This window comes from uncultured Pedobacter sp., from assembly GCF_913776295.1.
Classification (GTDB): domain Bacteria; phylum Bacteroidota; class Bacteroidia; order Sphingobacteriales; family Sphingobacteriaceae; genus Pedobacter.
In genome coordinates this window covers 1-15,860 of the sequence record NZ_CAJYOJ010000081.1, presented here as the reverse complement: position 1 = coordinate 15,860, position 15,860 = coordinate 1, and the positions used below count along the sequence as shown (strand labels likewise).

The following is a 15,860-nucleotide window of genomic DNA, read 5'->3' as shown; positions in this document are numbered from 1 at the left end:
TGCGATTACACCAGGGAAAATAAAAACGGGGACCTTCTTCTTTCGATTGAGTTCCCCGTTTTAACTTCAACATAACCGTAGTTATATTTTAAGCATCAAATCTTGTTTACTTTGATTTTTCCGTTTTCGTTAGGTTTTGCAACTTTTACGATACGTGAAAATTTATTTCCAGCTCTTCCGTCCATAAACTTCCTAGCTTTCCATAAGCGCTGTTCGGGTCTGTGCGACTTTCATATCTTCCGATCTTTTGATGGTTACATATATTCTTACTCGGTTTAACCCTTTCTGAAATTAATCGTTTTCCCTGTAAAAATCCGAAATAACTTCCCTTTTGGTTCTTTATCTCTTTTGGATTATTTTGTCAGCATTCAAAGTACTTCGTATTTGATATGATCTAATTTAGCATATAAACGCTTAATGGTCAAGTAGAAAATAAATGTTTTTATGAACAATGTTATCCACTTAAAAGTGCTGGTTATCAACATTTTGAATTAGAATAAAGCTCGTATTTTTGGTTTTTTTTGGCATTTTATGCGTTTATGAACAATAACGGTCAATATACCTATCAACATTGTTCAGGTGTTTAACAATCAGGTGATTATCGTTTTTCTGCCTAAGGATCATGAAAAAGCGAAAAAACTTCATTTTAATCCCAACAAAAAACATCGCTATTATGTTATTTTTGTAACATGCAGATCAGGCAACCCATTAGAAATATACAAGACTTTTTATTGAGTACCTATTTTGCCGATGGACTCCGTATTACAATAGGCGTACTGCTCCCCTCTTTAATTTTTGCCCAGTTTGGCTTGCTAAAGTATGGCATGACTTTATCTTTGGGTGCTTTATGTGTAAGCGTGGTAGATAGTCCGGGGCCAATGGTGCACCGCAGAAACGCCATGCTGATTACAACGGCGCTTATCTTTACGTTCTCTATCATAACGGGCCTTACCAATAAAAATCATTATTTCATAGGTTTTTTATTGGCCGTATCAAGTTTTGTATTTTCCATGTTTTATATCTATGGCATCAGGGCGGCATCGGTGGGTACTGCCGTTTTGTTGATCATGGTATTAAGTATTGATGATATCCGGCCATGGCAGGAGGTATTGCTACATGCTGCTTTGGTACTGGCTGGTAGCCTATGGTATACCGGCTTGAGCTATTTTGTATACCGGTTGCGTCCTTTTCGGTTGGTACAGCAATCGTTAAGTGATTCTATTTTAGAGGTTGCAGAATTTCTGCGTGAAAAAGCTAAATTTTATCATCAGAATAATAACTATGATAAAACTTATTCTGAACTGTTGCAACTTCAGGTCTCTGTTCACGAAAAACAAGATGCAGTAAGAGAATTGTTATTCCGGACCCGCGAAATCGTAAGAGATTCTACTCCTGAAGGCAGGTTTCTGTTATTGGTATTTGTAGATATGGTTGATCTGTTTGAGCAGGTAATGTCTACCTACTATAATTACCAGCAATTGCACGATCAGTTTGATAAAGCAGGCATCCTGTCAGATTATGAAATGGCCATTAAACGGATTTCGTATGCCCTTGATGATGTTGCCTTTGCGTTAAAGAGTGGTGGTATACCTGTGATTTCGAAACGTTTGTTAATCGAGATTGAAAGGTTAAAGGTCAAAATCAACAATCTGGAAAAAAACAATCATAATCAGGAATACAATACCCTGGGTATTATAGCCTTAAAAAACATTGAAGTGAACATTGAAAATATCCTGTCAAGGGTTAAGACTATTTTCAGCTACTTCAAAATCAGAAACAGCAAGGATATCAGAAAAGCTGAGGTAGATACGGAGAAATTTATCACCAGGCAAAAATTTGATTTCAAACTGTTTACGGAGAATTTAACCTATACCTCTTCTACCTTCAGGCATTCGTTGCGGGTTACTGTAGTGATGTTATTAGGTTTTATTGTGGCTCAGATTCTTGATTTTTCGCATAGTTACTGGATTCTGCTTACCATCCTCGTTATTTCAAAACCAGGATTCAGTTTAACGAAAGAACGTAACTATCAGCGTTTGATCGGTACCACTGTTGGCGCTTTTATTGGTATGGGGGTAATTACCTATATCCACGATCGCCATACTTTGTTTGTAATCCTGTTAATATGCATGATTGGCTGCTATAGTTTCCAAAGGAAGAACTACGTAGTCAGTGTACTCTTTATGACTCCTTATATCTTAATCCTGTTTGATTTTTTAGGTATGGGATCAATAGCCCTGGCACGTGAAAGGATTTATGATACATTTATAGGTTCTGGTATTGCTTTGTTAGCCAGTTACTCATTATTCCCAACCTGGGAGCATGAAAAACTGAAAGAGGCCATGATCGACATGCTAAGAGCCAATAAGGCTTATTATGATCAAGTGATTAAACTGTATTTTGAAAAAAATTATAACAGAACGGAATATAAACTGGCCCGTAAAGAGGTATATGTTAGTACAGCCAATCTGGCTTCCTTATTTCAAAGGATGTTCTCTGAACCCAAAAGCAAGCAGTTATTTATCAAAGAAGTTCATCAGTTTACAGCACTAAGCCATTTATTGTCATCATATGTTGCAACGCTGTCGCTTTACAATAAAGAGCACCAGTTTATATTTGAGAGTTTTGAAGCCTTGAAACCTATCGCCAATAATACCAACTATTTGTTGGATGCTTCTATTGACAATCTGGAGCAGGGAAACGGCGCAATAGACAATGTACCTTTAATCAGGTTAAATGATAATGGTTTGGCGATCACAAAAGGCGAAGATTTAATTCCAGAGCAGTTTGATCTGATTCAAAAAGTGGCCTACGATATTTATAAACTTTCGGTAAAAATTAAGCTTTAACCTGAGAGGTTAATCTCAAAATTTAGGGCAAGGAACCTTAAAGCCCTTAAAATTATTATGCCTGTAGATTAAAGAAAGTTCGTATGTACGTGGCGTAGCACTCATTAATTTACTACCGTAAACGGTATAATTAATCCCTGCACTCACATTTTTTATGGCTACGCCAATATAAGGATAAAATGAAGCTTCGTTGAATTTGTACCACATGCCAACATTCAGTTTCATTTTAGCTTCATCGCCGGGTGTTAAGCCTAAAACGGTACCGAAAATAAGATCCCTGTTATTTTTCTGCGCATTGTAAACTCCTGTAAAGTTTAAATCGACGTTATTGTTCATTAAGTAAAGCAAGCCTAAATTGACGGTTCTTCGCGCGGCAATCACCTCGTTGCTATTGCTGAGCATGGATTCACTGGGCTTGGTTAGGTGGTATTGTGCATATCCGAGGGCAACACTCCAATAATCAAAATTGGCTGCAAAGTTAGCACCGATGTTTAAATCAAAATAGGATGTTTTATCATTCTTTAAATCGAGGTAATTAGGCATAGAAGCATCAAAACCACCTGTACCATTGTATTGAGAAGCAAAAGTAAGTTTGTTGTAATCCAGATATCTGGAAACATAGGCTAGTTGTGGTGCCAAACCAAATTTAAAACGATGCTCTTCGTCCATATACTGATAGTAAGAAAAGCTCGCACTAATATATTGTGATTTTAACGCTTTATTCAGAGATTCATCAAACAGTCCACTCAAGCCCAGGCTGAAATAGCTATTTGTAAAATTTTCGTCTTCTACCAATTTCAGATCGCCAGATACACTGTAGGTATTGTAGGGATCGCCCAGATTGCCCCATTGTTGCCTGGTATTGGCGGCAATTCTATAATCGCCGTCAAAAAAACCGGTAAATGCAGGATTCAGACTTAAAGGTGCAGCGAAGTATTGAGAAAACTTAGGATCTTGTGCCCAACAACATACCGTAGTAAGGCAAAAACAAAACATGAGTAGCGATTTTTGCATTATAGTATGAGTATAGTTTTTCCTTTTGATTGAATTTTATCACCTGACACATCAATACCTTCTGCAAACCAGGAAAACGTTTCCAAAGGTTGCATTTTGCTGTTATACTGTCCGTCCCATCCTCCATTTGCTAAATCTGCACTTTGATAAACTAAAATTCCCCATTTGTTGTATACCTTAAAACTGATTAACTTTTGAATACCGACCAAAAATGGATACAAACGGTTATTGGTTTCTTTTTGCGGGGTAAAAGCTGTGGGTACAACTATTTTTGGCTGAGGTAAGATTTCAACTTCAATTGGAGCAGAAGCTATACAGCCCTGTTCATTCTGTATAGAAATGTAATAAACTCCTGCCTTGTTTATTCTTGTTGGGTTCGCTAAAGGCCTCTTCAGATTTTCATCTTCAAAATAACCTGCCCTTACATAAGGGCTGCTTCCTTTGGTAATTTCCTGATCAGTTAAATCAATAAAACTTTGCTCAAAAATGGCCTTTGGTTTATTCAGTACTATCTTTGGTGCGATATTAAAGCTTACCTGTATCTTGCCAGAGGTAAAGCAGCCTCCATCGTTTACTGCTTTAACATAATAAGTGCCTGCTTTGGTAATGGTTTTAGGAGAACTAATCGGATTTTTTAAGGCAGCATCGTAAAAAAAAGAGTACTTTAAATTATCGCCCGATCCGCTATAAAGCGCTGGATTAGAAATATCAACTTTATCTGGATAACATGCTGTTTCAGGATCTTTGATCTGTAGTACAGGGATATCACTTATGGTTATTTCAATTTTGTCCGTTACCGTACATCCATCTGCATTGGTTGCTTTTATATAATACGTTCCTGATTTATCGATCTCTTTAGGATTGGTTAAAAGAATGGTTAATGCCTCATCTGCATAGAAACTGTATTGGAACGTCGCATCGCTTCCTATGTAATAATTTGGTGCAGTAATATCAATTTTGGAGGCTTTACAAACTGGTTTAGGATTGTTTACATTTAAAACAGGCTTGTTTTTGATGTTCACCTCAATCGGGACAATTTTACTGCAGCCCGATTGATTGGAAAATTTGATAAAATATTTTCCCGTTTTAGTGATGTGCTGTGGATCTGCAATGATTTGCGAAGCCGCTTCATCTGCAAAATAAGATCTGTTAATTCCTTCCAGGTTGCCGAGGTATAAAGCGGCATCCGTAATGTCTACAGATTCAGCATAACAAACTGTTTCAGGATTTCTGACACTGATGTTTGCCGCATTAAACACGGAGATCTCTAAAGGAACCGCACTTTCACAGCCTTTATTATTGCTGGCTTTAATGTAAAAGGTTTGATCGGAAGCAATCTTGACCATTCCCTTGATCGGTTTGGTTAAATCCTTATCTTCATAAACCTGATAGGTAAAACCTTCCGTTTTGTTAAGAATATATTTTGTAGACAAAAGGTCTATCTCCGCATTTTGGCATACGATATCTTTTTGTAGAACATTGAATTCATAACCTATCCCTTTAATAACGGTACTTACTGTATTTGGACAGCCAAAACCTGCATAAGGTACCATATCCAGCAGGATTCGGGAACCATCTGCAGGTTTTGGTTTTATGTTGATTGATTGCCCTGAACCATATTTTACAGATCGGTCTTCGCTATACCAGTTGTAGGTTTGGTAGCCACTCGGACCCGATAAATTAACAGCATCAGCATTGGCACAATAAGTATTACCGGTAATTAAATCCCCAAATACATTTTTGATATTTAAGTAAGCATAGCCAAAATGTTGTCCTCTTGAACAATCGGTACTGATAAACTCGATCAGTAATTTTTTACCCTGGTAACCGGATAAATTGATGGTTACTGGCGACCAATCCTTATAAATAACATTTTCATAATCCGCAGACTTTTTAAAGTTGGGTAATGATGAGGTCGCTACGAATTCGAATGATGCACATGGAATGTATTCATTTTTCTCTACGTCCTTAACCCTGGCAATAAAACGTGGCTGTTCAAATGATTCGTGATCCGGATCTTCCAGAACTACCGCATATTGGTAAGTTAGTGTAAATGTCGATTGATCGATAGGAACATTAACCATATAAGAGATTCCATCAATTTGTGCCCCGGTTGCATTGTTTCCCAGTTTAACAGAATAATTTCCTCCTGAAGGTGGAATCAGGTGAAAACCGCCATATTGGTCAACCATATTTTTGTTGCTGATAATGGTATGCCGTCCCGAAATTGGTTTTGGCACTTCATTCATCGTCACTACATTATGGTTATTCTCGATTGCAATAGAACCTGCATAAATTTTCCAGTTTTGAAAATTTCCATTTTCAAATCCGATATTCTCCGGAGCGGACTGCGCAATTAATCTGGATGGCATAACAATACTTGCTATGAGCATCAACAAATACAATCTATTTGCCATTAGGATGATTTTTAGCTGTTATGATATAAAAATATCGTTTTGGCATGTTTGGCGCATTTTATGTCAAGTCAAAGTCATAGTTTTTTACACGAAACCTATTACTCATAAATGTGTATACGAAGATTTATAAGAAAAGGATTTGTAAATAATATTTGATTTAATACCTTGATTATAAATATTTTACATGTTAAACGGTATTGGTGATAAATATGGGGAAGCTGATTTTATATTGGTTTTTTACAAAAGTTGATATAATCGAGATATTATTTTTTTACATGAACAGGCCTTTATTTGTCTTCACTAATTTTCATTTAGCTCTATAATGGTATGATTAGGCAGTCTTTTCGAATACTAAAAACAAGGACAAGTATCATTTGTTAACCTTGAATCAATTCAGAAATTATGATGGAAAAGTTATATACAGCTGAAGTTACAGCTATCGGAGGAAGAGACGGACACATTAAATCAAGTGATGGAATTTTGGATTTCGATTTAAGAAAACCAAAAGAACTTGGAGGGCAAGGAGGTGCTACAAACCCGGAAGAGTTATTTGCCGCGGCTTGGGGACCATGCTACTTAGGAGCTTTAGGCTCTATAGCCGAACACGAAGGTGTTGATGTTAGCGAAGCTCAAGTTAAGGTACTCGTTTCGTTTAATAAAGATGGAAATTCATTTGCACTTTCGGCCGATTTGGATGTGCATATTCCAGGCATTTCGCATGAGGAAGCACAAACATTAGCAGAAAAAGCACATCGGGCATGCCCCTATTCTAAAGCTACCAGAGGTAATATCGAGGTGAGGGTAACGGCGGTGTAAGGTAATTATCGATTTGTTGTGCTGTAAGCTGGAAACAGCTCGCATTGCAAATAATACGATAAACAAGAAAGTCCCGGATTAAATCCAGGACTTGCTTATTTATCGTACACTAGGGTTTGAAATCTACATGGCTATCAGTTGGAAACAGCTGATAGCATCGGAAGACGAATTAAACAGCTTCCTGTTCAACAATGGTATTGGCGGGTCTGCCATTTTTAAAGGCATCGCGGGTTTTTAATCCTAATAATTCAAACATGGCCATATCGTCAACAAATGCCGGATTCGGTGTGGTTAATAATTTGTCGCCTGCAAAAATAGAACTTGCGCCAGCCATAAAACAAAATGCCTGTTCCAATGTACTCATTTCGTTTCTGCCAGCTGATAAGCGTACTACCGAATTTGGCATTACGATACGTGCTGTTGCGATCATCCTGACCATATCCCAGATGGGAACGCGTGGCTGATCTGCCAAAGGTGTCCCTTTTACGGGTACCAAAGCATTAACGGGAACCGATTCTGGATGTTTCTCCATATTTGATAAAGTCTGTAACATGGAAACGCGGTCTTCTACGGTTTCGCCTAAACCGATAATACCGCCACTACATACCGTTAGCTTGGCTTTTCTTACATTTTTTATCGTATTTAAACGGTCGTCATAAGTCCTGGTTGATATAATCCTTTTGTAATCGTCTTCAGAAGTATCAATGTTATGGTTATACGCATATAAACCCGCATCAGCTAAACGTTGTGCCTGGTTTTCGGTAAGCATGCCCAATGTGCAGCAAACTTCCATATCCATATCATTCACTGCCTTAACCATCTCAATTACACGATCAAAGTCGCGGTTGTCGCGCACTTCGCGCCACGCAGCTCCCATACATAAACGCGATGCGCCACCTTCTTTGGCTTTTACCGCGGCGCTAACCACCTGGCTCACCTGCATTAAGGGCTGCACCTCCAAATCAGTATGGTAGCGGGCCGCTTGTGGGCAATAGCTACAATCTTCTGCACATCCACCGGTTTTGATGGAAATTAATGAACTGACCTGAACTTCATTGTAGTCTTTATTTTCACGGTGTATGGTTGCGGCTTCATAAACCAGATCCAAAAATGGTCTGTTATAAATTTCGTATATTTCTTCTTTTGTCCAATCGTGTCTTGTTGTTTGCATTGGGATCAGATTTTACAGATTTAATTTTTTGTGGTCTTAGTTAAATTAATAGGCCCTAAATTTAGTTTTGCAAGCATTAAGCTAATAGCACTAGATCAGGTAAGTCCTGATTATAGTAATAGTTTGCTCGCCAATCCTAAAATTAACAGGAATCCAAAAACATCGGTAAAAGTAGTAATAATTATAGATGATGCAATGGCAGGATCAATACCTACACGTTTTAAAATAAGTGGAATACCTGCACCTGTTATACCCGCAATAATCAGATTACCGGTCATAGCCAGGAAGATAACCAAACCGAGCATAGGGTTTCCATCAAAAAAGAAGGCAAAAATAAATACAATTAAACCATTAGCTGCGCCATTGATTAAGCCTACCGTAAATTCTTTTAATACCGTTCTGTAAGCTTGTTTATCAGTTAAATCGTATAGCGATATACGCCTTACCGTTACCGCAAGTGCTTGGGTAGCAGCATTTCCACCCATACCCGCAATAATCGTCATGTAAGCTGCCAATGATGGGATCAGTTTGATTGTAGGATCAAAATAACGCACCACTGATGAGGCCAGAAAAGCTGTGCCCAGGTTGATGATTAACCAGGGTAAACGCGATTTTACGGCTTCTACCCAATTTCCACTCAACTCCTCATCTTCTGATACCCCTGAAATTTTTAAGATGTCTTCCGTACTTTCCGCTTCCATTACATCGATCACATCATCGAAAGTTACCCTGCCCAGCAGTTTCTGATGTTCATCTATTACCGGAATACTGGTTAAGTTATACTGCGAAATTAGGCTGGCTACTTCTTCCTGGTCGGTATCAGGATGTACATAAACTGCATCTATATTAACCAATTCGGTTAATTTGGCATTATGTTTTGCCTTGATAATATCTTTTAACGAAACAATACCTTTAAAAACTTCGTCGTCGTCTACCACATAAATGGTATAAAACTCTTCCATTTCCTCGCTCTGTCGGATAATCTCGTCAATTGCATCTTTTTTGGTGAGGTTAATGTTTACACAGATCAGTTCTGTGTTCATCAAACCGCCAGCGGTTTTTTCGTCGTAGGTTAAAAGGTTCCGGATCTCTGACGCATGATCTTCCGTCAGATCTTCCAGAATTTCCTTCTGCTCATGATCTTCCAACTGTGAAATAATATCCGTTGCGTCGTCATAATCCAGCTCCTCAACAATCTCGGTACGTTTATCAGGGTGTAACTCGAAGAGTAGTTCTTCCGGATGGGATTCTTCATCCATTTCAGAGATAATCTCTGACGCAATTTCGGAAGGAAGAAGATTTATGATATGCCGCTGTTCGGATTTATCCAAACGTTCGAACAAAATCGCAATTTCCGAGGCATGGTATTCCTGTAAAACTAATTTTAAAGTCTCATCACCAGCTAAAATCGCATTTTTAACCTTGAGTACGTCGCTTTTATCTATTTCGAATGACTGCATTTATAACCTAAACCAAAATGCCATAAAGCTACAAATATTAACAATTGATTTTTACAAATACTGACGTTTAATATTCATCATTTGATGTAAAACCCTTATTATTTCCACTATGCCGTCATCACCTAATTTAAAAATATGATGTGTGATTTAATCTGGGAAGATTTATACACTTTTGATATATGTTCCATTACCATTCCATGTTCAAAATGATCAGCTAAATATTCATATTCACTAAGCAATAAACTATAATATCTATCTGCCTGATCTTTAGACCAATTTTGAAAGGTGTGTAACCAGATATCTTCCAAATCTATCAGTGCAGGCTCACTAATGCGATACTTAATCATTATAAATGCTTGCGATGTAACGCTTGCAAGTGCTTAACTGGGTCGAAATCTTTTACGAATCTACTTTCCTCACCAACTTTTAATGCTTCACGCAATAATTCAATCTGCTTTTCTTCTTCCTCTAAAAGTCTTAAACTTGTTCTAATTACTTCACTTGCTAAATTAAATTTACCAGAGGCAATTTTTTCATTAATAAAATTATCGAAATGATCTCCTAGTAGAATTGATGTGTTCCTTCCCATAATCATCATATTAATTAAATATACCAATTATTGGTATGTAAAGCAAACGCTATTTAAACCATCCTTTGCGCCAAAAATAAATCACCTGGATAATGGCAATCACTGCCATCACCAGCCAGGTGTACAAATAGCCGTGCTCCACATACAATTCAGGCATGTTATCTTTCAGTATTTTTCCTGTTGCAGGATCTTCTCTACTAAAATTCATTCCATAAATACCCGCTATAAAGGTTAATGGAATAAATATAGACGAAATAATGGTCAATACCTTCATGATTTCATTCATGCGGTTACTGATGATCGATAAATTCATATCGATGTTAGCAGAAGCAATCTCCTTTAATGACTCGATAAAATCGATGATCTGGATGCAATGGTCGTAAGCATCTTTCATGTAGGTTTTGGTGAGATCGGAAATTAGCGGACTGTCTGAGCGGATAATGTCATTTAATTTATCCCTTTCCGGCCAGGTTACTTTTCTAATCGTAATCAAAGATCTTTTAATGGCCTGTGTATCATACATGATCCTTTTATCGGGATGGTCATATAGCCGGTCTTCAATCGCATCTAATTCTTCGCCCCAGAAATTTAGCAGTGCAAAATAATTATCTACAATTACATCCATGATGGCATACATCAAATAACTGCTGCCACCGATGCGGATGTTGCCCTTTCCTATTTCCAGACGTTTCCTTACCGGCTCGAAACAATCTGCATAAGTTTCCTGGAAAGTGATTAAGGTCCGCTCTGATAAGATAAAAGAAATCTGATCATTACAGAGTACATTTTCATCGCTCAAATATAAATGCCTGCTTACCGAAAAAATGTATTTATCATTATCGTATTCATCCAGTTTAGGTCGTTGATAAGAACTGGTAATATCTTCCAGTACGAGCCTGCTGATATCAAGTTTGGCATACAAAGTTTCGAATATATTGGGATCAGCCAGGCCTTTGATGTCAAACCAGTAAAAAAAATCTTTGTTTTCGATCAGTTTATCGATATTATTGATATTTTCCAGTTCGGTTTTCTTATAACTCTTATCATTATAAGTATGCAGTACAATAATTGGTTTTAACGCATCTTCATCAATGGCGTATAAACCCGGACTAGTGCCGGGAGCCGGAACTTTGTAGTGCTTATGACGATTACGTGGCTTACTTTTTCCCATATACTTTATAAATATAGCCGGGCTTGCGGGCCCTGGTTAAATAACAGATCAACAATACTTAAGTTGGGTAAAAAATGATGTTTATCTTCAAATACCTGATAATATGGTTTATTGTTTGTCAGATCTTCCGGTTTTTTGGGGTTCATGGCTCCGCGGAAATCGAGTTCAGGCCGGATATTATCAAAATACTCAGCTGTTAATTCAAAGTGCTTATTTAACTTTAATTTTTTGTTCAGCCAATCTAACAGTTCGAGGTTATAATCGAATAAAAACTCGAATCTATTGGTATAGAAACGACTGAGTTCGTCTTCGTAAAACTCAAAATAAGCAGAGCTGCGGTAACAGCTTTCCAGACTTAACCAATGCAAACGTTGCCAGTTGAAATCGTAACTGATCCGCACATCTTTCATTTTGGTATGTGTTTTAGAACCTTTCACCACAGGAACAGTGATGTCAAGTTTGCCATTGGGCGAATAAATGCTGGCCCTGTTACGGTAAGTCTGCTTGGCTAAGTGCTCATGTTTCTCTATTAAAAAATCGTCTCCCAGCTTTTGCAATAAACTAAAATAACCTACCGGCGGAAGATAAAATAATGGAAGTATAGCTGTATTCTGCATTTGAAAATTTATGTTTGTAGATGAAACGTTTTAAAAATAATGATTAAGAGAGGGATTGCGCACGTTGGCGTATTTTTTTTGTACCTGTTATCGCTGCTTCCTCTTCCCCTGCTCCTTTTTTTTGCAAGATTACTATATTATCTGCTTTATTACGTAATTGGCTATCGAAAAAAAGTTGTCAGGCAAAATTTAACGCAATCATTTCCCGAAAAATCCACTTTTGAAATAAAGGCTATAGAGAAAAAATTTTTCTTGTATCTGGCTGAACTTATTTTCGAAATCATTAAAATGACCAGTATTTCCAGATCAGAAGTATTAAAACGGGTAAAGTTTACGGGGTTGGAACAATTGGAGGAGCACTTTAAAACAGGAGAAAGCGTATTGGCCTGTACCGGCCACTATGGAAACTGGGAATTGGGTACCCTTGCGCTTGGATTAAGCATATCGGCCAAAACCCTGGTTATTTTTAAACCGATCAAAAATAAAATTTTCGAAACCTGGTTTGATTGTATGCGGACCAGGTATGGGAATATTTTTATTGCCATGAGGCAAACCTTACGGGGAATTGCTGCTTACAAAAATGAACCTACGTTATTATGTTTTGCGAGCGACCAATCGCCTACAAAAGAAGAAACCAAATATTTTACCGATTTTTTAAATCAGCCAACAGCCGCACTCCTGGGGGTAGAAAAAATTGCAAAATCGACCAAAAGGCCCATATATTATTTTAAAGTAAATGTGGTTAAAAAAGGCTATTATCATGTAGAAGTGTTGCCCCTGTGCCTGAATCCGGAAAGTATACACGAATTTGGGATTACTGATCTGCATTTTAAGTTTTTAGAGAATATTATAAAAGAACAGCCCCAATATTGGCTCTGGAGTCATAAGCGCTGGAAATTTAAACCCGAATAAAAAGAATGAATCCATCTGTAGCTGTTGTCATTTTAAACTGGAATGGAAAAGCATATCTAAAGCAATTTTTACCCGGAATCCTGCTTTCTGAATATGATAACCTGCAAATTGTTGTGGGCGATAATGCTTCCACCGATGATTCCGTTTCATTTTTACAGGAAAATTTTCCTGCCGTTAAAATTATACAGAACGACCAGAACTATGGCTTCGCCGGAGGCTACAACAAGGTTTTAGAACGAGTTGAAGCAGATTATTTTGTCCTGCTGAATTCTGATGTGGAAGTAACACCTGATTGGATAAAACCGGTAATCGACTTGATGGAGAAAGACGTCAGTATTGCTGCGGCGCAACCCAAAATTAAATGGCAGTTAAACAAACAACAATTCGAATACGCAGGTGCAGCCGGAGGGTATCTGGATATTTATTCCTTTCCTTTCTGTCGCGGAAGGCTCTTTAATGTATACGAATTTGACGAGGGGCAATATAATGACGCAACCGAAGTTTTTTGGGCAAGTGGAGCTGCATTTTTTATTAAAAGTTCATGCTGGGCAGAAGCCGGGGGGTTAGATGCCGATCTTTTTGCGCATATGGAGGAAATAGATCTTTGCTGGCGTTTGAAAAACCTCAACTATAAAATTATGTACTGTCCGGATGCTGAAGTGTATCATGTTGGCGGTGGAACTTTACAAACAGAAAATCCGTTCAAGACTTACCTCAATTTCAGAAATAATCTTATCATCATGCAAAAAAACCTTCCTGCAGGTGATGCAATTTTCAGGATTATTATCCGAATGTTTATTGATTTTATTGCCTGGTGGCATTTCCTGCTGACCGGAAAACCAAAATTTACGATGGCTGTGACCAAAGGCCACTGGCATTTTGTTAAATCGCTTTTAAAAACAAACAAAAAGCGCAAATCGATTCAGAAAGATTATGCTAAGCACACCGGGGTGTACAACAACAGTGTCGTTTGGGCATTCTTTATCAAGAAAATTCAATATTTTGCAAAATTAAAATAGGTTGCGAATCGCGATTCACAACTCGATTGCAACCACAATTTGTGCATCAATATAATCGCGATGCTTTAGGCTTTAAGATTAGCTTCGCTGATCACTTCGTGGTTCCCGCCTGCGCGTGAATGACGAATTTTTTTGAGGGTTATCAGATATAGCATCTGAAACACTTAGTTAAAAAATCAAATTATGACAACAAACTTTCAATCGCCAGTTTGTAACCTTTCATGCCAAAGCCGGTTAAAACCCCCTGGCAGTTTTTTCCGGTTAACGATACATGGCGATATTCTTCACGTGCATAAATATTAGATACATGCACTTCAACAACTGGTGTTTTTATGGCAGCAATGGCATCTGCAATGGCCACAGATGTGTGGGTGTAACCACCAGCATTTAGCACTACCCCATCATAACTGAAACCAACCTCATGTAATTTATTGATAATTTCCCCCTCAACATTACTCTGATAATATTCAATTCCAATGTTTGGATAAAACGTTCTTAATTCTTTGATGTATTCTTCTATACTGGTGTTTCCGTAAATAGATGGTTCACGAACACCTAATAAGTTTAAGTTTGGGCCGTTAATAATTTGTATTTTCATCATATAATGTTGTAACGTTGCAATGTTATAAAAAATCTCAAATAAAAGCATGCTTTGGTCATCATATATTAAAGGATTTAAATCGTATTTAAAACTGGAACGGTCATTATCCGGAAATTCTATTGATGCCTATCTGAACGATATCAATAAACTGACCCAGTACTTCCAATCGCTGAATCTCGAACCAAAGCTGGATGAAATCACGGTTACCCATTTAAAATCATTTATTTCGTGGTTAAATGAACTTGGAATGTTACCAAGTACACAAGCCAGGGTAATATCTGGATTAAAGGCTTTTTTCGCCTATTTAATGATCGAAGATCTAATTCAAAATGACCCAACTGCATTATTGGAAGCGCCAAAGTTCAGCAGAAAACTTCCAGATACTTTAAATATTTACGAAATTAACGAACTTATAGCCGCTATAGATGCCTCTAAACCTGACGGAATGCGTAATAAAGCCATTATAGAGGTCTTGTATGGCTGCGGTTTAAGGGTAACCGAATTAACCGAATTAAGGATCTCAAATGTGTTTGAAAAGATCGAATTTATAAAGATCATTGGAAAAGGAAATAAGGAGCGTTTGGTACCCATCGGCAGTATAGCGCTTAAATTATTAGACATTTACATCAGGGAAGTCCGGGTGCATGCCAATATCAAGAAAGGAAATGAAGATTATGTCTTTCTAAACCGCTTTGGCGCTAAACTTTCCCGTATTTCGATATTTAACCTGATTAAAAGCCTTGCTATTTCCGCAGGTATAAAAAAGACGATCAGTCCGCATACTTTAAGACATTCTTTCGCCACACATTTAATAGAAGGAGGTGCTGATTTACGTGCGGTACAGGAAATGTTGGGCCACTCCAGCATTACCACTACAGAAATTTATACGCATATTGATCGGGATTATTTGAGGGAAGTAATTACCCAGTTTCATCCAAGGGCCTAGTTTAAGCAATTATAACGGTAATAACTTTATGATAAAAGATCCTGAAACAAGTTACCATTTACGTTATTTTGTTATCATTTGATAGTTAGACACTTGTGCACAATGTATTTCCGTCTAACAAGGCCTTCGCACTGTGCCCCCGTTCTACTTAAGTCCGGCCTAACAAATTTTTCGGATTCCACTGACCGAGCCCTATTACTGGCTTTGAAAGAAAAATTTTCAGCCGGCATTTTTTGTTACTTTTTGATGCCAAAAAGTAAGAGCCATTCGGCGGCGGT

At 37.7% G+C, this 15,860-nt stretch carries 14 protein-coding genes; 5 read left to right on the top strand and 9 right to left on the bottom strand.

The window, feature by feature from the left end; translation table 11 throughout:
* The first annotated feature begins 689 nt into the window (after window positions 1–689).
* Entirely contained in the window at window positions 690–2,849 is a 2,160-nt protein-coding gene (locus tag QZ738_RS19375; protein ID WP_293789660.1) for an FUSC family membrane protein, read from the top strand.
* A 15-nt stretch (window positions 2,850–2,864) separates the two neighbouring features.
* On the opposite strand, the gene QZ738_RS19370 is transcribed toward QZ738_RS19375, so the two are convergent.
* Entirely contained in the window at window positions 2,865–3,845 is a 981-nt protein-coding gene (locus tag QZ738_RS19370) for a PorP/SprF family type IX secretion system membrane protein (RefSeq protein ID WP_293789658.1), read from the bottom strand.
* A gap of 17 nt (window positions 3,846–3,862) precedes the next feature.
* Window positions 3,863–6,280: a gliding motility-associated C-terminal domain-containing protein gene (locus tag QZ738_RS19365; protein WP_293789655.1), complete on the bottom strand. Its 2,418-nt coding sequence runs from the start codon at window positions 6,278–6,280 to the stop codon at window positions 3,863–3,865.
* A 405-nt stretch (window positions 6,281–6,685) separates the two neighbouring features.
* Between QZ738_RS19365 and QZ738_RS19360 the strand changes: the two genes are divergently transcribed.
* Window positions 6,686–7,096: an organic hydroperoxide resistance protein gene (locus QZ738_RS19360; RefSeq protein WP_293789695.1), complete on the top strand. Its 411-nt coding sequence runs from the start codon at window positions 6,686–6,688 to the stop codon at window positions 7,094–7,096.
* Window positions 7,097–7,265: 169 nt separating this feature from the next.
* Here the strand turns inward: QZ738_RS19360 and bioB are convergent, their stop codons facing one another.
* The 6 genes from bioB to QZ738_RS19335 all read right to left on the bottom strand — a co-directional run bounded on the left by bioB (window position 7,266) and on the right by QZ738_RS19335 (window position 12,104).
* A complete protein-coding gene (gene bioB, locus QZ738_RS19355; RefSeq protein WP_293789653.1) occupies window positions 7,266–8,267 on the bottom strand; it encodes a biotin synthase BioB in 1,002 nt (333 codons plus the stop codon).
* Between the two features lie 110 nt (window positions 8,268–8,377).
* Complete coding sequence (gene mgtE / locus QZ738_RS19350) at window positions 8,378–9,727, bottom strand: magnesium transporter (protein ID WP_293789651.1); 1,350 nt, start codon at window positions 9,725–9,727, stop codon at window positions 8,378–8,380.
* 122 nt (window positions 9,728–9,849) lie between these two features.
* The gene (locus tag QZ738_RS21400) at window positions 9,850–10,074 is read right to left on the bottom strand and encodes a type II toxin-antitoxin system RelE/ParE family toxin (protein WP_367268613.1); all 225 of its coding nucleotides are present in this window, start codon (window positions 10,072–10,074) and stop codon (window positions 9,850–9,852) included.
* Entirely contained in the window at window positions 10,074–10,316 is a 243-nt protein-coding gene (locus QZ738_RS19345) for a type II toxin-antitoxin system ParD family antitoxin (protein ID WP_293789649.1), read from the bottom strand. Before QZ738_RS19345 ends, QZ738_RS21400 begins: the two co-directional genes overlap by 1 nt.
* A 49-nt stretch (window positions 10,317–10,365) precedes the next feature.
* Window positions 10,366–11,487 (bottom strand): magnesium/cobalt transporter CorA, encoded by a 1,122-nt coding sequence (gene corA, locus QZ738_RS19340; RefSeq protein WP_293789647.1) that lies wholly within the window; start codon window positions 11,485–11,487, stop codon window positions 10,366–10,368.
* Between the two features lie 5 nt (window positions 11,488–11,492).
* Window positions 11,493–12,104: a WbqC family protein gene (locus QZ738_RS19335; protein WP_293789644.1), complete on the bottom strand. Its 612-nt coding sequence runs from the start codon at window positions 12,102–12,104 to the stop codon at window positions 11,493–11,495.
* A gap of 39 nt (window positions 12,105–12,143) precedes the next feature.
* Between QZ738_RS19335 and QZ738_RS19330 the strand changes: the two genes are divergently transcribed.
* Window positions 12,144–13,016: a lysophospholipid acyltransferase family protein gene (locus tag QZ738_RS19330; protein ID WP_293789642.1), complete on the top strand. Its 873-nt coding sequence runs from the start codon at window positions 12,144–12,146 to the stop codon at window positions 13,014–13,016.
* A 5-nt stretch (window positions 13,017–13,021) separates the two neighbouring features.
* A complete protein-coding gene (locus QZ738_RS19325; protein ID WP_293789639.1) occupies window positions 13,022–14,035 on the top strand; it encodes a glycosyltransferase family 2 protein in 1,014 nt (337 codons plus the stop codon).
* Window positions 14,036–14,216: 181 nt separating this feature from the next.
* Here QZ738_RS19325 and aroQ read toward each other — a convergent pair whose 3' ends face one another.
* Window positions 14,217–14,633, bottom strand: a complete 417-nt coding sequence (gene aroQ, locus QZ738_RS19320) for a type II 3-dehydroquinate dehydratase (RefSeq protein WP_293789693.1) — start codon at window positions 14,631–14,633, stop codon at window positions 14,217–14,219.
* 49 nt (window positions 14,634–14,682) lie between these two features.
* Here aroQ and xerD point away from each other — a divergent pair, with 49 nt between their 5' ends.
* On the top strand, window positions 14,683–15,582 hold the full coding sequence (xerD, locus tag QZ738_RS19315; RefSeq protein ID WP_293789636.1) for a site-specific tyrosine recombinase XerD: 900 nt from the start codon (window positions 14,683–14,685) through the stop codon (window positions 15,580–15,582).
* Window positions 15,583–15,860 lie beyond the last annotated feature (278 nt).